This is a genomic window from Actinoplanes sp. NPDC049316 (assembly GCF_040677315.1).
Lineage (GTDB): Bacteria > Actinomycetota > Actinomycetes > Mycobacteriales > Micromonosporaceae > Actinoplanes.
Genome location: NZ_JBFAQM010000007.1, coordinates 190,838 through 212,219, shown reverse-complemented (window position 1 = coordinate 212,219; position 21,382 = coordinate 190,838). Strand labels below are relative to the sequence as shown.

The following is a 21,382-nucleotide window of genomic DNA, read 5'->3' as shown; positions in this document are numbered from 1 at the left end:
GATGGTCACGCCGCGTCCGCGTAGAGGTCCGGTCGGGGCATGAGGGTCACCTCGACGCGGGAGCCGCCGCGCAGCGCCGCCACGCTCGCGTCGGAGACCACGGCGGCCGCGTACCCGTCCCAGGCGCTCGGGCCCACCGGTCGGCCCCCGCCGGCGATCGAGTCGACCCATTCCTGCAGCTCCACGTCGTACGCGCGGCGGAACCGCTCGCGCCAGTCGGCCGGAATCGGGCTGACCAGCTGCCGGCTCGCCCGCAGCGTCACCGGGGTGAGCTCGCCGAGGGCCGCGGTGCCCTCCTCGCCGACGACCTCGCCGCGGATGTCGTAGCCGTACCGGATGTTGACGGAGATCTCCACGTCCACGATCGCGCCGCTCGCCGTCTCCAGCACCAGGATGAGCGGGTCCTGCAGCGCTCCCCCGTTGCGGCTCCTGCGCGGCACGAGCACCCGGGTCGCCGTGATCTCCTCGCCGAACATCCAGCGCACCATGTCGATCTCGTGCACCGCGGTGTCGGTGATCGCCATCTCCTTCTCGTAGTGCGCGGGCACCGAGGCGTTGCGGTGGGCGCAGTGCATCATCAGCGGCGCGCCGATCCGGCCGCTGTCCACCACGGCCTTCAGCGCGCGGTACGCCTCGTCGTACCGTCGCATGTAGCCGACCTGGACCAGCCGGCTGCCGTGCGCGACCTCGGCCTCGACGATGCGCCGGCAGGCCCCCTCGGTGGTCGCGAGCGGCTTCTCGCAGAAGACCGGCTTGCCGGCCGCGATCGAGGCGAGCACGTACTGCTCGTGGGTGGGTCCCCAGGAGCAGACCACGACCGCGTCGACGCCCGGGTCGGCGATCAGCTCCTCGCCGGTGCCGTGCACGACCGCCCCGGGCAGCCCCTCCGCGACCCGCTTGGCGGTCTCCGCGTCCACGTCCGTGACCGCGGCGACCTCGACGCCGGCCAGCACCGTGGTCATCCGCCGGATGTGGTCCTGCCCGATCATCCCGGTGCCGACAACTCCGACCCTGAGCATCACCGCCCCAGCTCGTGGGAGAGCTCGGCCAGCTCGTCGCCGCCGGCCATCTGGCCGGTCAGTTCGTCGAGCGTGACGTCCTTGCGGTTCTTGTCCAGCACGGTGCCGCCGAGCTTGAGGATGACGAAGTGGTCGCCGACCAGGTACGCGTGGTGCGGGTTGTGGGTGATGAAGACGACGCCCAGCCCGGCGTCGCGGGCCGCGGCGACGTACTTGAGCACCACGCCGGACTGCTTGACGCCCAGCGCGGCGGTCGGCTCGTCGAGGATCAGCACCCGGGCGCCGAAGTAGACGGCCCGGGCGATCGCGACGCACTGCCGCTGGCCGCCGGAGAGGGTGCCGATGGGCTGGTTGATGTCCTTGACGACGATGCCCATCTTGCGCAACTCCTCGTCGGCGATGCGCCGCATCTGTCTGACCTTGAGCGGGGCGAGTGGGAACCGGCCGCTGCTCAGCTCGGAGCCGAGGAAGAAGTTGCGCCACACCTCCATGAGCGGGACGACGGCGAGGTCCTGGTAGACGGTCGCGATGCCGCGGTCCAGCGCCTCCCGGGGCGAGGAGAAGGTCGCCTTCCGCCCGTCGACGGTCAGGGTGCCCTCGTTGTGCGGGTGCAGGCCACTCATGATCTTGATCAGGGTGGACTTGCCCGCGCCGTTGTCGCCCAGCACGCAGGTGACCTCGCCGGCGTTGACGCGCAGGTTGACGTCGCGCAGGGCGCGGATGGCGCCGTACGACTTGCCCACGCCGGTCATCTCGATGAGCGGCTCGCCCGGCTGCAGCCGGCTGTCGGCGTGGTCCGCGAGGGTGTCGGTCATGGCTCAGCCCACCTTCCGGGCGGTCGACATCCGCTTGACGTAGAGGTTCACCAGGACGGCGAGCAGCAGCATGACGCCGAGGAACGCCTTGAACCAGTTGGGGTCCCAGCCCGCGTACACGATGCCCAGGCTGGTCATGCCGAAGATGAACGCGCCGATCGCGACGCCGATCGCGTTGCCGAAGCCGCCGGTGAGCAGCGTGCCGCCGACGACCGCGGCGATGATGTAGAGGAACTCGTTGCCGACGCCGTTGCCGGCCTGCAGGGTGTTGAACCGGTAGAGGGTGTGCATGCCGACGAACCAGCCGAGGAACGACACGGTCATGAACAGCCCGATCTTCGTCCTGACCACCGGCACGCCGACCGCGCGGGCGCTGTCCGGGGCGCCGCCGACGGCGAAGAACCAGTTGCCGATGCGGGTCCGCTGCAGCATCCAGGCGGCCAGCGCGACGAACAGGACCCACCAGATCACCGTGATCCACACGGTGACGGAGCCGACCTTGAAGCTGGACGCGAAGATCTTGCTCAGCGACCCGAACCCGTCGATCCGGCTGATGTCGGTGCTGGACACCGATCCGGTGACCAGCTTGGTGACACCGAGGTTCGCGCCCTGCAGCACGAAGAAGGTCCCGAGGGTGATCAGGAAGCTCGGGATCCCGGTCCGCATCACCAGGTAGCCGTTGACGAAGCCGACGAACAGGCAGAACGCCAGGGACAGCAGGGCGCCGGCCCAGAGGTTGACACCGAAGTACCAGCAGAACATCGAGTTGACCAGGCCGGCGCTGGTGGTGATGACGCCCGCGGACAGGTCGAACTCGCCGCCGATCATCAGCAGGCCGACGCCGACGGCGACGATGCCGATGGTGGACGACTGGTAGAGCACCGTGAAGAAGGAATCGGCGGACCGGAACGCCGGCGCCGCGGCCATGAAGAAGACGAAGATGAGGATCGCCGCGACCAGCGCGCCCACCTCGGGGCGGGCCAGCAGCCGGTTGGACAGCCCGAGGGTGACCCGGTTGGACGCGTCCGAGGGCGCCGGCCTCGGCGGCGCCGCCTGCACGCTGTGGCTCATGACTGCACTCCGATCGATGGGGGCCGGGAGGCCGCAGGCGGTGCCGCGGCCTCCCGGGACGCCGGTCAGCGGGTGTTGTTCTTCGCGAACGGCAGGATCTTGCCGATGTTGTCCTTGTCCACGAAGGACGGGCCGGTGAGCACGGCCTTGCCGCCACCGATGTCGTTGCCGTTCTTGAGGTACAGGTAGAGCGACGTGACCGCCATGTAGCCCTGGACGTACGGCTGCTGGTCGATGGAGAACTCGATCTTGCCGTCCTGGATGTCCTGGGCGGCCTCCTGGTTGAGGTCGAAGGTGATCAGCTTCGCCTTGCTGCCGGCGGCGTCGATCGCCTTGATCGAGTCGATGGCCTGCGGCGCGCCCAGCGTCACGATGTAGTCGATCGACTTGTCCTGCGCCAGCTTGGCCTGCAGGGTCGACGTGACGGCCGCGTCGTCGGCGCCGTTGACCTGGATGTTCTCCGTGCCCGGCACGGCGCTCTTGACGCCGGCGCAGCGGGCCTCGAGGGAGACCGAGCCGGCCTGATGGATCACGCAGAGCGGGTGCTTGCCGCCGTTCTGAGCGATGCGCTGCCCGGCGGTCTGCCCGGCGAGGCTCTCGTCTGAGCCGAAGTACATCAGCGCGCCGAGCTGCTTGTACTGGTCGATGCCGGCGTTGAGACCGACGACCGGGATCTTCGCGTCGGTGGCCGCCTTCACCGCACCCGCGAGGGCGTTGGGCGTGACCAGGGTGGTGGCGATGCCGCTCACCTTCGAGTCGACCGCGTTCTGGATGAGCACGGCCTGTTTCGCGGCGTCCGGGTCGTTGGAGTACTTGAGCGTGACGCCCGTGTCCTTGGCCGCCTGCTGCGCGCCCGCCTTGACCTTGTCCCAGAACGTGTCGCCCGGCGTCTCGTGGGTGATGAAGGCGACGGTGTACCCGGAGCTGCCGGCCGCGTTGCCGCCGCCGGTGGTGGTGTCGGCGGACTTCTCCTTGCCGCCGCCGCTGCAGGCGGTGACCCCGAGGACCATCACCGCCGCCAGCAGGGTCAGGCGGGCGCTCCGTGATCGACTCGTCATCATGAAATGTGCCTTCCGAAGAGGGATGGATGCAGGCCGCGATCGTCAGCTCGCGGTCGGGAAGTGCAGGGAGGCGCCGTGCGCGGCCTCGACGTGCGGCCAGCGGGAGGTGACGACCTTGCCGCGGGTGTAGAACGAGACGCCTTCGGGACCGTGGACGTGCTTGTCGCCGAAGAGCGAGTCCTTCCAGCCGCCGAAGGAGTAGTACGCCATCGGCACCGGGATCGGGACGTTGATGCCGATCATGCCGACGTTCACCCCGCGCTGGAACCGGCGGGCCGCCTCGCCGCTGTTCGTGAAGATGGCGGTGCCGTTGCCGTACGGGTTGGCGTTGATCAGGTCGATCGCGGCGTCCACGCTGTCACTGCGCAGCACCGACAACACCGGCCCGAAGATCTCCTCGGTGTAGACGTCCATGCCGGTGCCGACGTGGTCGAGGACCGTCGGGCCGACGAAGAAGCCGTTCTCGTGGCCGGGCACCGTGCGGCCGCGGCCGTCGACGAGCACCTTCGCGCCCTGCTGCTCGCCCGTACCGATCAGGCCCTCGATGCGTTCCTTGGCCGCGGCCGTGACCACCGGCCCCATCTCGCTTCTCGGATCGCGGCCCGGGCCCACGACCACGTCGGCGGCCTTGCGGGCCAGGATGTCCATCAAAGGGTCGGCGGCGCCGCCGACCGCCACCGCCGCGGAGACGGCCATGCACCGCTCCCCCGCCGAGCCGAACGCCGCGGCGCTCAGGTGCTCGGCGGCGAACTCCAGGTCGGCGTCGGGCAGGATGATCGCGTGGTTCTTGGCGCCGCCGAGGGCCTGCACCCGCTTGCCGGACGCGGTGGCCCTGCCGTGGATGTGGCGGGCGATCGGCGTCGAGCCGACGAAGGAGACCGCGGCGACGTCCGGGTGCTCGAGGATCGCGTCGACCGCCACCTTGTCGCCGTGCACCACGTTGAACACGCCGTCGGGCAGCCCGGCCCGGCGCCACAGATCGGCGACGAGGTTCGACGCCGACGGGTCGCGCTCGCTGGGCTTGAGCACGAACGTGTTGCCGCAGGCGATGGCGACCGGGTGCATCCACATCGGGACCATCACCGGGAAGTTGAACGGGGTGATCCCGGCGACCACGCCCAGCGGCTCGCGGAAGCTGAACACGTCCACCCCGGTGGACGCCTGGTCGGAGTACTCGCCCTTGAGCAGCTGCGGGACGCCGCAGGCGAACTCGACGACCTCCAGGCCGCGCTGCACCTCCCCGGCCGCGTCGCTGAGCACCTTGCCGTGCTCGTCCGAGACGATCTCGGCGAGCTCCTGGACGTGCGTGTTCACCAGCTCCCGGAAGGCGAACAGGATCTTCGTGCGCTTGCTGAGCGACGCCTGGCTCCACTCGGCGAAGGCGCCCTTCGCGGCGGCCACGGCGGCGTCCACGTCGGCGGCCTCGGCGAGCAGCACCTCGTGCTGCTGCTGACCGGTCGCCGGGTTGTAGACCGGCGCGCGGCGGGATCCGGTCCCGCTCGTGGTGCCGCCGCCGATCCAGTGTTCGATGGTTGTCACGTCAGGCCTCTCTACAGGTGATTCCGCTGGGCGCGCTTCGCGGCTTCGTACGCGGCCCGCGCCGCCCGGGTGCTGTCCAGCGACGACACCTCGGCGACCGGCACGTCCCACCAGGACTCCGAGGACGGGACCGGGGACAGCGGATCCGTCTCGATGTGCACGACGGTGAGCCGGTCGGCGTCGCGGGCCTGCTTGAGGCCCTCGGTCAGGTCGGCGATCGTCCGGCAGCGGATGACGGCCGCGCCGAGGCTCTCGGCGTTGGCGGCCAGGTCCACCGGCAGGTAGCCGCCGTCGTAGTCGTCGTCCCCGCCGCGGTAGCGGTAGCTCGTGCCGAACCGCTGCGAGCCCAGCGACTCCGACAGCGCGCCGATCGACGCGAAGCCGTGGTTCTGCACCAGGACGATGACCAGCTTGTGGCCGTCGGCCACGGCGCTGACGATCTCCTGCGCCATCATCAGGTACGAGCCGTCGCCGACCAGCGCGTACACCTCACGGGTGGGGTCGGCCATCTTGACGCCGAGCGCGCCGGCGATCTCGAAGCCCATGCAGGAGTAGCCGTACTCCACGTGATACTGCTTCGGGTCCCGGGCGCGCCACAACAGCTGCAGGTCGCCGGGCATGCTCCCGGCCGCCTGCACCACCACGTCGCGCTCGCCGCAGGCGTCGTTGACGGCGCCGATGACCTCGCTCTGCGCGGGCAGCGGCGCGTGCCCCAGGTGGCACGCCTCGTCGACGCGCCGCTGCCACGCCGCGACGTCCTCCGCGTACGCCAGGTCGAACCGCACGCCCTGGAGCGCCTCGGTGAGCGCGGTCAGACCGGCGCGCGCGTCGGCCACCAGCGCCGTCGCGCCCTTCTTGGACGCGTCGAACGCGGCCACGTTGAGGTTGACGAACCGGACGTCCGGGTCGGCGAACGCGGTGTGCGAGGCGGTCGTGAAGTCGCTGTAGCGGGTGCCGACACCGATGATCACGTCGGCCTCGCGGGCGAGCCGGTTCGCGACCGGGGTGCCGGTCGAGCCGACGCCGCCGACGGAGTTCGGGTGGTCCCAGCGCAGGGCGCCCTTGCCGGCGTGGGTGTCGGCCACCGGGATGCCGGTGGCGCGGGCGAACGCGTCGAGCTCCGCGGACGCCTCGGCGTACACCGCGCCACCACCGGCGATGATCAGCGGGCGGCGCGCGGAGCGGATGACCTCGACCGCGCGGGCCACGGCCGCGGGTTCCGGCGCCGGGCGGGCCACGTGCCAGACGCGCCGCTCGAACAGCTCGTCCGGGAAGTCGTACGCCTCGGCCTGGACGTCCTGCGGCAGGCACAGCGTGACCGCGCCGGTCTCGGCCGGGTCGAACAGCACCCGCATCGCCGCGAGCAGCGCCGACGGCAGCTGCTCGGGCCGCCAGATGCGGTCGAAGAAGCGCGACAGGGGGCGGAACGCGTCGTTGACGCTGACGTCGTACGAGCGGGGGTCCTCGAGCTCCTGCAGCACCGGCGGCGCGACCCGGGTGGCGAAGACGTCGCTGGGCAGCAGCAGCACGGGCAGGCGGTTCACCGTGGCCAGGGCGGCGCCGGTGAGCATGTTCGTCGAGCCGGGACCGATCGAGGCGGTGCAGGCCAGCGCGGAGAGGCGGTTCTTCATCTTGGCGAACCCGGCGGCGGCGTGCACCATCGCCTGCTCGTTGCGGGCCAGGTGGTACGGCATGTCCGCCTCGCCGGTGCGCTGGGCCTGCAGCAGCGCCTGGCCGATGCCGGCGACGTTGCCGTGCCCGAAGATGCCGAACGTCCCCGCGATCGCCCGCTGCTCGACGCCGTCGCGCTCGGTCCACTGGCTGGCCAGGAACCGGACGACGGCCTGCGCGACCGTGAGCCTCACGATCGTCTCCTCTCGGTGGTGGAGGTCAGGGGAAGCCGGGGGTCCATCGGCCGGCCGTCCCACGAGCCGCGCACCCAGGCGTGCACGGGGTCGTCGGAGAACAGCCACTTGCGCGGTCCCGCCCCGGCCATGACGTTGAGGTAGTACAGGTCGTAGCCCGGTGCGGCCATCGACGGGCCGTGCCAGCCGTACGGGATGAGCACCACGTCGCCGCTGCGCACCTCGGCGCAGACGTCGATGTCGTGGCCGGGGTGGCCGTACACCCGCTGGTACGCCGCGCCGGGTGTCCCGGCCGGCGAGGCGGCGACCTGGAAGTAGTAGATCTCCTCGAGCGCGGTCTCGTGCTCGCCCGCCTCGTCGTGCTTGTGCGGCGGGTACGACGACCAGTTCCCGCCCGGCGTCAGGACCTCCACGGCGATGAGCCGGTCGGCCTCGAACGACTCCGGGGTGCAGAAGTTGTTGACCTGACGGCTCGCCTGGCCCGCACCGCGCAGCTCGACGGGTACGGATTCGGCCGGGCCGTACCGGAAGGGCAGCCGTTTCGTGGTGCGCGCCGACGGCAGCGCGAACCGGCCGCCGTTGCCCGCGCGGATCGTCACCGCGGACCCGGCCGGCACGTACGCGAAGTCGGTGACCCGGGTGAACACCGACCGCCGCCCGGTCAGCGTGACGCGTTCGTCGTCGCAGGTCACGTCGCAGCCGCCGGAGAGCGGCAGGACGATCATCTCCTCGTCGCCGGTGACGAAGCTGACCCGCTGGCCGATCGTCATGTCGAGCACGCGCAGGCCGCTGAACCCCCAGCCGGCCCGTTCCGGGGTGACGACCAGGTCGAAGGGCTTCTCGGCGGCCTCGCCGCGGCGCAGCAGGTGGCTCACAGCAGGCTCACCGCCCGGTCCACCGCGCCGGCCACGTCTCCGCGGGGCGGGTAGAGCAGGCTGCGCCCGATCACCAGGCCCTGCACGGTGGGCAGGGCGAGGGCCTTGCCCCAGCGCGCGTACGCGGCGTCGGCGTCGGCGGAGACCTCGCCGCCGAGGATGAGCGCCGGCAGCGTGGTCGCCGCCATGACCCGCTCCATGTCGTCGACGACCGGCACCTTCAGCCACGTGTACGACGAGGTCGGGCCCAGCCCGGCGGCCACGGTCATCGCCCGCACCATCGCCTCGGCGCTGAGCTCGTTGCGGACCCGCCCGTCGACGCGATGCGTGATGAACGGCTCCACCATCGCGATCAGCCGGCGCTGCGCCAGCTCCCCGACGGCGTGCGCACAGCCCTGCAGGGTGTTCGCGGTGCCCGCGTCGGCCGGGTCGATGCGCAGCAGCATCTTGCCGCCCTCGAACCCGGCGGTGCTGATCCCGGCGGCGTCGTACGCGGTGAACCGGTCGTCGATCTCGAAGCTGGTGCCGGCGAGGCCGCCGCGGTTCATCGACCCGATGACCACCTTGTCGTCGAGCGCCCCGAGCAGCAGCAGATCCTCGAGGACGTCCGGGGTGCCCAGCACGCCGTTGACCCCGGGACGGGCCAGCGCGGTGCAGATGCGGTCGAGGAGGTCGGCCCGGTTGCCCATGGCGAGCGGGTCGGCGCCGGCCCGCAGGGCGCCGCGCGCCGGGTGGTCGGCCGCGATCACCATGAGCCGGCCGTGCTCGCCCCGCCAGGACGGGGGCCGGCGGCGCTTCTTCGCGGCCGAGGCGATCGCGTACGGCCGGTCGACCCGCGCGGTGACGATGTCGTGGACGTCAGGCACCGGAGCCTCCCGCGGCGAGCAGCTCGACCTCGGCCGCGGTGGGCATGGCGTCCGCGCAGGCCAGCCGCGACGCCACGATCGCGCCCGCGGCGTTGCAGAAGCGCATCGTGGTCTCCAGGTCCCAGCCGGAGAGCAGGCCGTGGCACAGCGCGCCGCCGAAGGCGTCCCCGGCGCCCAGGCCGTTGACCACTTCGACGGGTATCGGCGGGGCCTGCACCTCCTCGCCGGCCCGGGAAGCCAGCACCCCGTCCGGCCCTTGCTTGATGACGGCCAGCTCGATCCCGAGGTCGTGCAGCGCGGCGGCGGCCTTGCGCGGTTCGCGGACCCCGACGGCCGTGCAGCACTCGTCGAGGTTGCCGACCGCCACGGTCGCGTACGGCAGCGCCTCCTGCACCCACCGCCGCGCCTCGTCGCGGGACTCCCAGAACATCGGCCGGTAGTCGAGGTCGAGCACGGTGATGCCGCAGCGGTCGCGGGCGCGCAGGGCCGCGAGGGTCGCCGAGCGCGACGGCTCCTGGCACAGCCCCGTCCCGGTGACCCAGAAGACGTCGGCCGCGCGGATCGCGCCGAGGTCCAGCTCGGACTCGTGGATCTCGAGGTCCGGGGCCTTCGGGAAGCGGTAGAAGTAGAGCGGGAAGTCGTCGGGCGGGAAGATCTCGCAGAACGTGACGGGCGTGGGCAGCGCCGGCACGGCCGAGACGTACCGGTCGTCCACGCCGAAGGCGCGCAGCGCGTCGTGGATGTACACCCCGAACGGGTCGTCGCCGGTCCGGGTGATCACGGCGCTGCGGCGGCCGTACCGGGCGGCGGCGACCGCGACGTTGGTGGGGCTGCCGCCGAGGAACTTCTCGAAGGTGCGGACCTCGCGCAGCGACGCGCCGATCTGTTGTGGATACAGGTCGACGCCGATACGTCCCATGGTCAGTACCTCGTCTGCGGGCATGCGTCCCCCTTGCAGGAGCGGTCGGGGCGTACGGCGATAGCGGGTACAGAAGGGGCGTGACGACGCCCGGATGCCGTGCTGACTACGGCGCGATTCGCAAGGCTCTGGGACCGGAAGCTCGAAGCCGGTGGGGGTGTCTCGGTTCGTTTCGATGTAATAACGTGAGTGCTTCGACGTCAATACTTTGTCCTGACAAACTGAAAAACGAAGGGGGTCCTGTGGCATCCGATGTCTCGCCGCCGCGCAGCCCGGTCCGCCCCGTCGAGGTGGACCGCAGCAGCCCGGTGCCGCTGTACTTCCAGGTCGCGAGCCGGCTGCAGGAGCTCATCGAGGCCGGTGAGATCGGCGTCGGCGCGCGCATCGAGAACGAGGTCGACCTCGCCGAGCGGCTCGGCGTCTCCCGCCCCACGACCCGCCGCGCGATCCAGTACCTCGTCGAGCGCGGCATGCTCGTGCGCAAGCGCGGCGTCGGCACCCAGGTCGTGCACCCCAAGGTCCGCCGCCCGGTCGAGCTGTCCAGCCTGTACGACGACCTCGTCAGCGCCGACCGCAAGCCGCGCACGGAGGTGCTGCGGCTGACGGTGGTGCCCGCGCCCGTGGACATCGCCGAGGCCCTCGAGCTCGCCCCCGGCACGGAGGTCACCTGGATCGAACGGCTGCGCTACGCCGGCGGTGAGCCCCTCGCGCTGATGCACAACGCGATCCCGCTCGACCTCATCCACCTGGAGGCGCAGGACCTCGCCCGGCACGGCCTGTACGAGCTGCTGCGCCGGGCCGGCTACCAGCCGCGCATAGCGACCCAGGTCATCGGCGCGCGCTCGGCGACCGCGAAGGAGGCCCGCACCCTGCAGGAGAAGCGCGGCGCCTCGCTGCTGACGATGACCCGGACGGCGTGGGACGTGAGCGGGCGCGCGCTCGAATACGGCTCGCACGTCTACCGCGCGAGCCGCTACAGCTTCGAACTCAACCTCTCGGCGGGCTGACCCCGCGTCACCGTGCGGTCTTGAACCTCAGATGCAGCACTCCGTCGCTCGGGATCACCACGTGCGGGTCCGCCAAGCGACGCTGTCCCTCGCCGCTGCCGAAGTAGCGCCTGCCCGACCCGAACACGACGGGCACCACATCGATCGCCACCTCATCGACGAGGCCGGCCGCGAAGATCTGGCCGCCCACGTCGCCGGCGTTCACGGCGACGGTCCGGTCACCGGCGAGGTCCTGCGCCCTGGCGATCGCGGCCCGGACGTCGCCTGCGAAGTGGTACGACGCCTCGGGGTGCCAGCCCTGCGGCTTGGGCCGGTGCGACACCACGACCACGTGGTCCCCCGCGGGCGGGCGGCCCTCCCAGCCGTTCACCAGGTCGAACAGGTGCCGGCCCATGACGATCACACCGATCGACTCCCACATCGGCCGTACGTACTCCGCCGACGTACGGGAGACCTTGAAGCCGTCCCCGCCGAGAATCGGGGTGTCGCCGCTGAAGTACCAGTCGTGAAGCGGCCCCACCTCGTCGTTGCCGTCCGCGATGAAGCCGTCCACCGACATCACGCTGTGCATGATCACTGTGCCCACGGGCCCTCCTCGGCGTCTCCGGTGTCCTCACCCCCGATCATGCTGCGCCCTGGGCCGTCCAGGCTTGTAGGAAATCCCTCGGCGGGCATCGGACCGCTGTCCGGCGGGAACCCGCGCTCGCCCGGCCACCGGCGCCGCAGGGCCAGGTACTGCGTCGGGGTGTGGCCGGTGAAGTCCTTGAACTCGCGGCTGAGGTGGGCCTGGTCGAAGTAACCCGCCGCTTGGGCGAGCCGCGACCAGTCCACCGGACGCGAGGTGTCCACGCAGACGATCAGCCGGGCGAAGCGGTAGATCCGCGCGACGAGCTTCGGTGTGACGCCGACATGTGCGGTGAACTGCGCCGCCAGGTAGTTGCGGCTCACGCCGGCGGCGTCGGTCAGGGCACCGACCGGCACCACGCCGTGGGAGCGCTCCAGCCGGCCGCCGGTGTGCCGGACCAGGTCGAGACCCCGCGGCGGCGCCTCGGCGAGGCGCTCACGCAGCTCGTCCTCCATCCACCGGAGGACATCAGCGGCCGACGCGGCCTCGCCGGCCCGATCTCGCATCCGGTCCGGGAACCGGTGCCAGACGGCGTCCGCCGGGACCCACCGGTCACGCAGCTCGCTCGCCGGCAGACCGATGAACGGCGCCATCCCCCACGGCTTGAAGTGCACACCGAGGAGCCGTACCGGCGTCGGGTGCTCGACGAGGAACCGCCGGGTCCACACGCCCATGAACCAGGCGCCGGTGAGCACCGCGGGCGGCACGGAGGGGTCGGAGTCCCACAGCCGGACAGGGCCGCCCAGGTTGACGAAGAGATGCGCCGACGGCATCGGCGGGACGTTCATCCGCCGATGCCGTGGCTGCCCGCTCAGGCAGTAGATGTCGTCGACGAACCGGTCGAGCGGCGCGGCCGGCACCCGCGAGACGTAGCGCATGGACCCAGTCTGCGGGCCGGCCGGGGCCGGTTCTAGCGGACGAAGCGCTCCCGGCGTACCGTCGGGCGCCGGCCGCGGATGGTGCTGCGCTGCATCGCGGCGATGACCATGTCGGCGGCCGGCTCCGGCACCTCGACCAGCGAGAACCGGTCGGTGATCTGGATCGCGCCGATCTCCCGGGCGCTGAGCCCGGACTCGCCGGCGATCGCGCCCACCAGGTCCTGCGGGCGCAGCCCGGCGCGCCGGCCGATCCCGAAGAACAACCGCGTCACCCCGGCGTCCGAGGCCCGGGCACCCGGGCGCCGCTCGCGCCCACCGCCGGCCGGACGGGCGTCCCGGCCCTCGCGCGGCGCGGCCGGCGTGGGGATGTCGTCCTCGTCGACGTCGCCGCCGGCCGCCTCGTGCAACAGCTTCACGGCGGCGAGGGCGATGTTCTCGACGTCGAACTCGTCGGTCAGCGAGTCGAGGACCACCCGGAACCGCTCCAGGTCGTCGGTCTCCAGGCTCGCCTGCAACGCCGTACGCGTCTTCTCCAGCCGCCGGGCCCGCAGGTCCGTCACCGTCGGCAGCTTCTCCAGGGTGATGCGCTGCCCGGTGAGCCGCTCGATCGCCTTGAGCATGCGCTGTTCCCGCGGCTCCGCGAGGGTGATGGCGGAACCCTCCCGCCCGGCCCGGCCGACCCGGCCGATGCGGTGCACGTACGCCTCCGGCGCCGCCGGCACGTTGAAGTTGATGACGTGGGTCAGCTGCTCCACGTCGAGCCCGCGGGCGGCGACATCCGTGGCGACCAGCAGCTCGGTGCTCCCGCCGCGCAGCCGGCCCATGACCCGGTCGCGCTGGTCCTGGCTCATGCCGCCGTGCAGCGCCTCCGCCCGGTAGCCGCGCCCGTTGAGCGCCTCCGTGACCTGGTCGACCTCTTCCCGCGTACGGCAGAAGACGATCGCGGCCGACGGCATCTCGACGTCGAGGATCCGCCCGAGGGCGGCCGACCGGTGCGCCCGGGCGACCATGTACGCGCTCTGCCGCACCAGCGGCAGCTCGCCCGGCGCGGGAGCCTCCCGGCCCATCGTGATCCGGACCGGCTCCCGCAGGTGCCGGCGGGCGATGCCGTCGATGCGGGGCGGCATCGTCGCGGAGAACAGCACGGTCTGCCGGCTCTCCGGCGTCTCGGCGAGAATCGCCTCGATGTCCTCGGCGAACCCCATGTCGAGCATCTCGTCGGCCTCGTCGAGCACCACGGTACGGACGTCGCCCAGCCGCAGCGTCTCCCGCTCGATGTGGTCGAGCACCCGCCCGGGCGTACCGACGACGACGTCCACGCCGCGCTGCAGGGCCTGCAACTGCCGCCCGATCGGCTGGCCGCCGTACACGGGGAGGACGCGGACGCCCAGCTCACGGCCGTACCGGTGGACCGCCTGGGACACCTGCTCGGCCAGCTCCCGGGTCGGCACGAGCACGAGCGCCGCGGGGCCCGTACCCCGCTCCCCCGCGGTCATCCCCTGCAGCAGGGGCAGCGCGAACGCGGCGGTCTTCCCGGTGCCGGTCGCGGCCTGACCCACCAGGTCGTGGCCGGCCACCAGCGGCGGGATCGCCCCCTGCTGAATGGGGGTGGGCTCCTCATAGCCGAGGGCGCTCAACGCACGGAGCAGCTCCGCCCGCAACCCCAGCCCGGCGAAACCCGCCTCGGCCTCGAACGGATCGTCTTCCATGCCGACAACCATAGGAGAACCGCCGGCGGCGGGCTCCGCCCGGGCTACCGGTGGGTGACGCATCCCCTACGCCGGCAGCGCGAGCAGCGGCCCCCGCCCACCCGACCACCATCGGCGAGGGTGAACACCCACGCACCCCCGCCGATGGTGGCGCTCGGCACGACAGCCCGGCCGAACGCCGGCATCAGGATGCGGCGAGGAAAGCACCCGGAACACCCCGTGCGGGTCAGCTCGAACCGGAGACCACGATTGACGGAGGTTGCAGCGGCGTGTTCGTTCCTGAATGGTTGCCGGGGCATCGGCCGCGGACGCTGGGGTACGCGTCCCGCAGCTCCCTCAGTGTCGTGACGGAGTCCGCGAAGGCCGGGTCCGCGAAGTAGTTGGAGTGCCCGCACGGCGCGGGGTCGCAGGTGTCGCCGTCGGGGCGGTCGAAGCGCGGGTCGATCAGCTGCCGGTCGAGGTCGCCGTTGTCACCCGCCGGCGTCAGCGGTCCCAGCCCGCCGGGGCCCCGGACTCGGGGCGGATAGGTGATCAGGAGCGGCCCGCCGATGGGGTCGCTGCGCCGGTGCAGGTTGCGCCACGGGCGGTGCTCGCGCGGTGTGTTCTCGTGGGCGCATCCCAGCAGGAACGACCCTGTCCGGTTGATGACCCGGACGTTGAAGTACTGCGGGAAGAAGCGGCAGTAGAGCCGGCGCAACGGGCTTCCGTAGGTGAGGAACGCCACGGGTGCGCTCTCGTCGTACGTCAACTGCATGATGACGGCCGCGCCGATGATGGTGCCCTGCGAATGGCAGGAGAGCAGCACCTTGCCGCCTTCGGACCGGTCTCCGAGATAGCGGATCCGGGTCATCAGGTCGGGCACGGTCCGCTCGGTGTAGCAGGGCGGGGCGAGCGGGTGCGCGGCGCGGGGCCAGAAGGTGCCGACGTCCCACAGCACCCCGACGGTCCGCCGGAAGTTCGCGTTCTGGTACGCCTGGCGGCCCACGTACAGCAGGAGAAGCAGGAAGCCGACGACCAGGAACGTGCCCACGTTGACCAGCCACCGCGCGTGGTCCAGCAGCCACGTCGGATCGAGCCAGAACACGGCGAGCCCGGCCGCGAGCACCACGGCGGCGACGACGAGAAGCCAGCCGGCCAGCCGCTGCGCCACCTCGCCGACCTCCGCCCGGGCCCAGACTCCGGCGATGGCTCTGCGCCGCCCGGCGTGCGCCTCGCCGGCCGCATCGTCGTAGAAGTCCTCGAATCCGGACTCGATCGACGTCGCTTCCCGAGCCACGTGCCGCCACCCGGCGAGGGCGGCCACGAGCAGCGCGAGCACGAGCACAGCGGTCACCGCCGCCGCCGAGAAGTAGCCTCCGGGCACCAGGAACGACGACGGGTTCTCGTAGTCGACGGCGGGCGCGCCGAGCAGGTCGGCGATCCGGATGCCGGCCCCGGCGGCGACCTCACCGATGAACGCCAGCGCCAGCATCATCAGGGCCGCAGCGGCCAGGCCGCCCCACGCCGGCCGGTCCTCGTACGCCTCGCCGGTGCGGCCCTGCACCGGGCCGACCGCCTCCGGAGGCGGCATCGTCCGTCTCAGCCGGAGAAGGAGGCCGGCCAGCAGGAGCAGCAGCACGAGCTGCGCCGTGAACAACCCTTGCACGGCGCCGGCGAGCCCGGGGAGCGACGGCTCCTCCCGGAACGAACCCCGGCCCGCGAACCCCGCCGTGAACACGGCAACCAGCACCACGACGGCAACGACGAGCGGGAAGGCCGTGTACCGGTCGAGTCCGGCAGCGCCGGGGGTCTCGCCGGGGCGCGTCCTCCGGCTCGTCGCCGGCACACACACCAGGACGGCGGCCAGCGCGAGCGCTGCCGTCAGGAGCCACAGCACGCCCGTCGCGACGGGAAGACGCAGCGGGGCGACCAGGAAGACGCCGACCACCGCCAGCGCGGCCGCGAGGTGCACGGCCCGCAGCCTGCGCACCGGCTCCCGGCCGTTCCACATGTTCCGGTCCTCCAGCGGCGTCTGGTCCGTCTCCGCAGCCACGGCGCCGGGCACCGTGGTGTTCTCGAGCCGCAGCCAGGTGGAGCGGCCCAGCCTCCACAGCAGGACGACCACGAGCAGCGGTACGAGCGCCGTCACCGCCAGCCGTCCGCCCGGCGTCGCGAGCCACCTCCACTGCAGGAAGCCGAGCCACGAGGTCTGCGCGGTGCAGTCCCGGAGGCCGGGACGTACGCACTGCCAGCCGATCAGGTCCATCGCGACCTGCACCGGGACCAGCACGAAGGTCACGGTGACCGACAGCGCGAAGAGCCGCACGAGCGCTTCGGGTACGACCGCGGGCCATCGTCGCCACCCCTTGCCGCCCGCCGTGACCCGGGGCAGCGCGAAGAAGGCGAGATTGGCCAGCATGAAGGGCGCCAGCAGCAGCCACAGCGCCCGGGCGCCGGCGCCCGCGGTGAGCCCTCCCCACGAGTACGCCTCGGCACGCTGCTGATCGTCGTCGTCCGACACCGCCGGCGCGTCGTAGCGCCGCCGGAAGAACCCGGCATCGGTGTCCCCGGCGACCATCTCGATCTGCGCGTGCTGCAGCATCCGGTCCGGCGGCGTCCCGGACACGCCGTGCACCCGCAGCTCGGTCCAGCCCTTGCGGCCCTGGTTCACGCACCCGGCCATCGCCCCACCGCCCGATCCCGCATGGATATCGCCTCGGTATACCGCAGATGGGCGTTCCGCGGCTGTCACCTGGCGGACGACCAGCCGCCCGGGAGCGGTAAAGCAGCGTTCCGAGCGCGGGGTACGGGCGTACCCCGCGCTCGGAGCCGATCAGGGACGCCACATCCGGAAGAACGGGGTGTCGTCCGGGAGCCGGATGTCGAACGGCGACATCCGGGTGTAGCCGTGCCGCTCGTACAGGCGGATGTTGTCCTCGTTGGTCGCCTCGAGGTACGCCGGCACGTCGATCTGTTCGTGGGTGTGCTGCATCAGCGCGCTGCCGAGGCCCGCGCTCTGGTGGTCCGGGCGGACCGCCAGGAACGCCAGGTGCCAGTGCGGCTCGTCCGGGTGGTGCTTCTCGAAGACCTCGTCGAGGGCCTGGAAGTTGGGCAGGTAGGGGCCGGCGACGGCGCTGAGGCGCTGCTCGTACCCCTCGATCTCGGGCATCTCCCGGGTGCGGTCGAACCAGACCGCGGCCGCCGCGAGGGCGCCGGTGGCGTCCTCGATGACGTCGATGCGGCCGGCTTCCGGCGCGGACTCCGACAGGAACGTGAAGAATTCCGTCATCACCGGGAGCCGGTCGTTCTCGTCCGGGACCAGCGACCGGTTCTGCGGGAGGTGGTCGAAGGACAGCGCGATGAGCCGGCCGACCTCGGGGATCTCGGTGGGGGCGGCGGTGCGGATGGGCGTCACTTGGTGGCCTCCGAGAAGGAGAAGGAGGTGGTGGCGCTGCGGGCGCCGAGGCCGATGCCCTCGTACACCGTGCGGCGGGTGCGGCGCAGGATCAGCGCCCAGCCGGCGCCGGCGAGGGTGACGACGGCGTACGCGAGCGGCACCACCCAGGTCGGCTTGGAACCGGGCTCGACGCCGAAGAGGGTCGCGATGTTGGTGAGCGCCAGGTACGTCATGACGAGCAGCAGGACGGTGCCGATGATCGGCGCGCCGATGCGGTGCCAGGCGTCTTCGCCGGAGGGGTTACGGGTGAAGTAGCCGATGACCGCCAGCGACGTGACGGTGATGAGCAGCAGCACGCCGATGCCGCCGGTGGTGCCGCCCCAGAAGAAGAGCTGCACCAGCGGGTCCCAGCCCATGACGGCGTACAGGAGGATCACGGCGAGCCCGACCGCGGACTGCAGGAGCGAGCCGTTCTTGGGTGCGCCGGTGCCGGGCACCGTACGGCCGAACGCCCGCGGCAGCACGCCTTCGCGGCCCAGCGAGAACGTGTAGCGCGCGATGATGTTGTGGAAGGAGATCATCGCCGCGATCAGCGACGTCAGGAACAGGGCGTGGCCGAGGTGCAGGGCGGTGCTGCCGAGCCGGTCGGAGGCGAGGTTGAAGAACAGCTCGGGGCCCTCCGCGCCGGCCCGGTCGACGGCCTGCCCGCCGGTGGCGGAGATCATGGCCCAGGCGGAGAAGGCGTACAGCACCGCGATCAGCGCGACCGCGATGTAGGTGGCGCGGGGCACCGTGCGCCGCGGGTCGCGCGACTCCTCGCTGAAGACGACGGACTGTTCGAAGCCGACGAAGCCGGTGACCGCCATGACCAGCAGCGCGCCGGCACCGGCGCCGACGAGGCTGCCCGGGTTCAGCGGGGCCGAGGAGGCGGCGAAGTCGGGCGCGAACAGGTCGGCGACGCTGAAGACGACGACCAGGACGATCTCGGCGACGAGCAGGGTGGCGAGGACCTTGCCGTTGACGGCGACGTCGCGCACGCCCAGGACCGCCACGAGCGCCCAGGCCGCCAGGGAGATGACCCACCACTGCACGTCCACGCCGAACCAGTCGGCGAACAGCGGCGAGGCGATCGCGCCGAAGCCGCCGTACGAGGCGACCTGGAAGCTGTTGTACGCCAGCAGCGCGACCCAGGAGGCGCCCACCCCGAACGGGCGGCCGATGCCCCGGGCGACGTACGCGTAGAAGGCCCCGGCGTTGGCGATGTGCCGGGCCATGGCGACGTAGCCGACGGAGAAGACCGCGAGCACCACCGCGACGGCGAGGAACGCGATCGAGATGGCGGTGAGGCCGGTGACCGCGAGGCCGGTGGGGACGACGCCGGCGACGACGGTCAGCGGGGCGGCGGCGGACATGACGAAGAAGACGACGGCCGCCACACCGAGGCGGTCGCGGGCGAGGGCGGTCGAGAGCTGGCTGGGTCTGGCGGGGGTGGTGGTGGCGGACACGCTGGTCTCCAAGGCGGGGAGGAGGGAGGAGTGGTCAGGCCCGGCGGGCCATCACGGCGTCGCCCACGGCGGCCTCTGCGTGGCCGACGAGGTGCTGCAGCATCGTCGGCATGCGCCGGCGGAGCTGGCCGAACAACTGGTCACGCTCGTGCGCCTCGAGCGTCACGAGCACGTGCTGGTCGAGGCCGGTGGCGAGCACCAGCCCGGTCAGCACCAGATCGGAGGTGTCGAGCATCTCGCCGCGGCCGGCGGCGATGCGGATGCGGGTGCCGGGCCAGCCGGCCACGGACGAGTCGACGGGCACGAACCGCACCTTGGTGCCGAGCAACCCTCGCTTCTCCTGCCGGTGCACGACGCCGGCGCGGGCGAGCCGGCGCTCGACCAGGTCGGTGGCCACGCCGGTGGCCAGGAAGGAGATCCAGTCCCGGATGCGGCGGTGGTGGCTCTCGCGCAACAGCTGGCCCAGGACGGCGGCGGTGGCCGGGTCCGGGGTCGCCTGGTCGTCGATGACGACGATGTGGTTGTCGCGGACGTCGAGGCGGCGCCAGAGCACGAGCTCGGCGAGCAGCGCGGCGGCGAGCCCGAGGCCGAGCGTGGCGGGGGTGAGCAGGCACCGGCCGCGGGCGGAGTCGTGGGCGGCGAGGTACAGGTCGTCGGCCAGCGGCAGCTGCGATGACGACACGACGATCCCCTCGGAACATGACGGAATGACCGCCGGTCGGGGTGACCGGCAGTCGGAAGGTCGGACTGAGCGGGGCGGGGTGGGGCGGCCGCGGACCATCACGGTGAGCGGCGTGAATGCGACACCGGGTAGCTTGCCAGCGCGCGACTACCCCGCGCAATGTCCGAAGTGGTCAAAGCTTCAATGCATCGTGCAGGACCGTTCTGAGCTGCGCCTATGCCCGCAAGGAAATCCGGGGAGTTAACACGATCGTCATCTGGGGTCCCCCGTACGCCCACCGAACGCCGCCCTTACCGTTTCCTGACACGGCGTCCCTAGCGTCGCCGCCATGACCGACCGCAGCACGGTTGCCCATCTGCTCCGCCGCCTGACCTTCGGCCCGACGGCCGCGGAGGTCGACGCGGCGCTGGACGCGGGTGCCGGCGCGACCCTCGACGCGGTGCTGGCCCCGGTCGGCCGTACCGTGCCGCTTCCGGAGCCCGGCACGTTCCGGCCGGGCAAGGAGGGCCGTCAGGACGCGCGACGGCAGGCCCGCGACGCCCTCCGGTGGTGGCTGCGCCGCATGGTGGCCGAGCCGGGGGCGGCCGAGAAGCTCACGTTCTTCTGGCACGGGCACTGGGCCACGTCGGTCCAGAAGGTACGGGCGATGCCGCTCATGCTCGCCCAGCAGCAGACGCTGCGGCGCTACGGCGGCGGCGACACCGGCGCGCTGGTCCGCGCGATGCTGCGCGACCCCGCCCTGATCCTGTGGCTCGACGGGCAGCGCAACACCCGTACGGCCCCGAACGAGAACCTGGCCCGCGAGCTGATGGAGCTGTTCACGCTGGGCGTGGGCGCGTACACCGAGGACGACGTCAAGGCGGGCGCGCGGGTGCTCACCGGGTGGCGGGCCTCGCGCACGAGCGGCACGGCGACGTTCGTCCCCGGCCGGCACGACCCCGGCCCGGTCACCCTGCTCGGGCGCACCGGCACGGTCGACGCAGACGGGTACGCGGACCTGCTCGTCCGCCACCCGGCGCATCTTCCCCATCTCGTCACGCGGCTCTGGGTGCGTTACGGCTCGGGCACCGCACCGGACGCCGCCACGATCGCCCGGGTGACCGCCGCCGGCGGGCGCAGCACCACCGGCCTGCTGCGGGCGATCGCCACCGATCCCGCGTTCCCGACCACCGCCGGGCAGCTCGTCAAACAGCCCGTCGAGTGGCTGGTGGGTGCGCTGCGCCAGCTCGGCGCGGATCCGGTCGAGGCGTCCGAGAAGATGCTGCGCGCGCTGGGTCAGGTGCCGTTCCGGCCGCCGAGCGTCGGCGGCTGGCCGGTGGGCGCCGCCTGGCTGACCACCTCGTCGACCCGCGCCCGGCTGGAGCACGCCCGCAAGCTGTCCGCGCTGGCCCCGGACGCTGTGCGGGAGCTGGGCCGGACCCCGGCCGCCGGGCGGCTCGACGCCGTGGCCCGGCTGCTGGTCGTCGACGGCTGGAGCGAGCGCACCCGCGCGGTCCTGGCCGATGCCGCCGACGAGCCGCGCCGCCTGCTCGCGCTCGCGCTGGCCAGCCCTGAATACGCCGTCCACTGA

The 21,382-nt window shown here is 72.2% G+C and carries 18 protein-coding genes; 2 read left to right on the top strand and 16 right to left on the bottom strand.

Translation table 11 applies throughout. The features are described 5' to 3' along the window. Positions 1-5: 5 nt before the first annotated feature. From AB0K03_RS13850 to iolC, 9 genes are all read right to left on the bottom strand, one after another. Entirely contained in the window at positions 6-1,019 is a 1,014-nt protein-coding gene (locus AB0K03_RS13850; protein WP_364684334.1) for a Gfo/Idh/MocA family oxidoreductase, read from the bottom strand. After that, on the bottom strand, positions 1,019-1,834 hold the full coding sequence (locus AB0K03_RS13845) for an ATP-binding cassette domain-containing protein (RefSeq protein WP_364684110.1): 816 nt from the start codon (positions 1,832-1,834) through the stop codon (positions 1,019-1,021). The genes AB0K03_RS13850 and AB0K03_RS13845 overlap by 1 nt, the downstream gene beginning before the upstream one ends. Positions 1,835-1,837: 3 nt before the next feature. Beyond that, positions 1,838-2,905 carry an ABC transporter permease gene (locus tag AB0K03_RS13840; RefSeq protein ID WP_364684108.1) on the bottom strand — a complete coding sequence of 356 codons (1,068 nt, stop codon included), beginning with the start codon at positions 2,903-2,905 and terminating at the stop codon, positions 1,838-1,840. Between the two features lie 65 nt (positions 2,906-2,970). Further along, positions 2,971-3,966, bottom strand: a complete 996-nt coding sequence (locus tag AB0K03_RS13835) for a sugar ABC transporter substrate-binding protein (protein WP_364684106.1) — start codon at positions 3,964-3,966, stop codon at positions 2,971-2,973. A 42-nt stretch (positions 3,967-4,008) separates the two neighbouring features. After that, the gene (locus tag AB0K03_RS13830; RefSeq protein WP_364684105.1) at positions 4,009-5,505 is read right to left on the bottom strand and encodes a CoA-acylating methylmalonate-semialdehyde dehydrogenase; all 1,497 of its coding nucleotides are present in this window, start codon (positions 5,503-5,505) and stop codon (positions 4,009-4,011) included. A gap of 11 nt (positions 5,506-5,516) precedes the next feature. After that, positions 5,517-7,370, bottom strand: a complete 1,854-nt coding sequence (gene iolD, locus AB0K03_RS13825; RefSeq protein WP_364684103.1) for a 3D-(3,5/4)-trihydroxycyclohexane-1,2-dione acylhydrolase (decyclizing) — start codon at positions 7,368-7,370, stop codon at positions 5,517-5,519. Further along, on the bottom strand, positions 7,367-8,245 hold the full coding sequence (gene iolB / locus AB0K03_RS13820) for a 5-deoxy-glucuronate isomerase (RefSeq protein WP_364684101.1): 879 nt from the start codon (positions 8,243-8,245) through the stop codon (positions 7,367-7,369). Before iolB ends, iolD begins: the two co-directional genes overlap by 4 nt. Beyond that, a complete protein-coding gene (locus AB0K03_RS13815) occupies positions 8,242-9,111 on the bottom strand; it encodes a Cgl0159 family (beta/alpha)8-fold protein (protein ID WP_364684099.1) in 870 nt (289 codons plus the stop codon). The genes iolB and AB0K03_RS13815 overlap by 4 nt, the downstream gene beginning before the upstream one ends. Beyond that, the gene (gene iolC / locus AB0K03_RS13810; protein ID WP_364684097.1) at positions 9,104-10,054 is read right to left on the bottom strand and encodes a 5-dehydro-2-deoxygluconokinase; all 951 of its coding nucleotides are present in this window, start codon (positions 10,052-10,054) and stop codon (positions 9,104-9,106) included. Before iolC ends, AB0K03_RS13815 begins: the two co-directional genes overlap by 8 nt. 218 nt (positions 10,055-10,272) lie before the next feature. On the opposite strand from iolC, the gene AB0K03_RS13805 reads away from it, so the two are divergent. Then, positions 10,273-11,037: a GntR family transcriptional regulator gene (locus tag AB0K03_RS13805; RefSeq protein WP_364684095.1), complete on the top strand. Its 765-nt coding sequence runs from the start codon at positions 10,273-10,275 to the stop codon at positions 11,035-11,037. A 7-nt stretch (positions 11,038-11,044) separates the two neighbouring features. Here the strand turns inward: AB0K03_RS13805 and AB0K03_RS13800 are convergent, their stop codons facing one another. From AB0K03_RS13800 to AB0K03_RS13770, 7 genes are all read right to left on the bottom strand, one after another. Continuing rightward, positions 11,045-11,623 (bottom strand): dihydrofolate reductase family protein, encoded by a 579-nt coding sequence (locus tag AB0K03_RS13800; RefSeq protein WP_364684094.1) that lies wholly within the window; start codon positions 11,621-11,623, stop codon positions 11,045-11,047. Next, a complete protein-coding gene (locus AB0K03_RS13795; RefSeq protein WP_364684092.1) occupies positions 11,611-12,540 on the bottom strand; it encodes a helix-turn-helix domain-containing protein in 930 nt (309 codons plus the stop codon). Before AB0K03_RS13795 ends, AB0K03_RS13800 begins: the two co-directional genes overlap by 13 nt. Before the next feature lie 32 nt (positions 12,541-12,572). Beyond that, positions 12,573-14,249, bottom strand: a complete 1,677-nt coding sequence (locus AB0K03_RS13790) for a DEAD/DEAH box helicase (protein ID WP_364684090.1) — start codon at positions 14,247-14,249, stop codon at positions 12,573-12,575. A gap of 226 nt (positions 14,250-14,475) precedes the next feature. Next, positions 14,476-16,911 carry a hypothetical protein gene (locus AB0K03_RS13785; RefSeq protein WP_364684088.1) on the bottom strand — a complete coding sequence of 812 codons (2,436 nt, stop codon included), beginning with the start codon at positions 16,909-16,911 and terminating at the stop codon, positions 14,476-14,478. 150 nt (positions 16,912-17,061) lie between these two features. Then, on the bottom strand, positions 17,062-17,643 hold the full coding sequence (locus AB0K03_RS13780) for a GNAT family N-acetyltransferase (protein WP_364684086.1): 582 nt from the start codon (positions 17,641-17,643) through the stop codon (positions 17,062-17,064). Continuing rightward, positions 17,640-19,130, bottom strand: coding sequence for an APC family permease (locus AB0K03_RS13775; RefSeq protein ID WP_364684084.1), 1,491 nt, complete (start codon positions 19,128-19,130; stop codon positions 17,640-17,642). Before AB0K03_RS13775 ends, AB0K03_RS13780 begins: the two co-directional genes overlap by 4 nt. A gap of 34 nt (positions 19,131-19,164) precedes the next feature. Continuing rightward, a complete protein-coding gene (locus tag AB0K03_RS13770) occupies positions 19,165-19,812 on the bottom strand; it encodes a GPP34 family phosphoprotein (protein WP_364684083.1) in 648 nt (215 codons plus the stop codon). A gap of 328 nt (positions 19,813-20,140) precedes the next feature. On the opposite strand from AB0K03_RS13770, the gene AB0K03_RS13765 reads away from it, so the two are divergent. Then, positions 20,141-21,382, top strand: a complete 1,242-nt coding sequence (locus tag AB0K03_RS13765; protein WP_364684081.1) for a DUF1800 domain-containing protein — start codon at positions 20,141-20,143, stop codon at positions 21,380-21,382.

Excerpts from the sequence above, each read along its gene's own strand:
- AB0K03_RS13850 (WP_364684334.1), bottom strand. The coding sequence starts at position 1,019 with ATGCTCAGGGTCGGAGTTGTCGGCACCGGGATGATCGGGCAGGACCAC.
- AB0K03_RS13845 (WP_364684110.1), bottom strand. The coding sequence starts at position 1,834 with ATGACCGACACCCTCGCGGACCACGCCGACAGCCGGCTGCAGCCGGGC.
- AB0K03_RS13840 (WP_364684108.1), bottom strand. The coding sequence starts at position 2,905 with ATGAGCCACAGCGTGCAGGCGGCGCCGCCGAGGCCGGCGCCCTCGGAC.
- AB0K03_RS13835 (WP_364684106.1), bottom strand. The coding sequence starts at position 3,966 with ATGATGACGAGTCGATCACGGAGCGCCCGCCTGACCCTGCTGGCGGCG.
- iolC (WP_364684097.1), bottom strand. The coding sequence starts at position 10,054 with ATGCCCGCAGACGAGGTACTGACCATGGGACGTATCGGCGTCGACCTG.
- AB0K03_RS13795 (WP_364684092.1), bottom strand. The coding sequence starts at position 12,540 with ATGCGCTACGTCTCGCGGGTGCCGGCCGCGCCGCTCGACCGGTTCGTC.
- AB0K03_RS13790 (WP_364684090.1), bottom strand. The coding sequence starts at position 14,249 with ATGGAAGACGATCCGTTCGAGGCCGAGGCGGGTTTCGCCGGGCTGGGG.
- AB0K03_RS13785 (WP_364684088.1), bottom strand. The coding sequence starts at position 16,911 with ATGGCCGGGTGCGTGAACCAGGGCCGCAAGGGCTGGACCGAGCTGCGG.
- AB0K03_RS13765 (WP_364684081.1), top strand. The coding sequence starts at position 20,141 with ATGACCGACCGCAGCACGGTTGCCCATCTGCTCCGCCGCCTGACCTTC.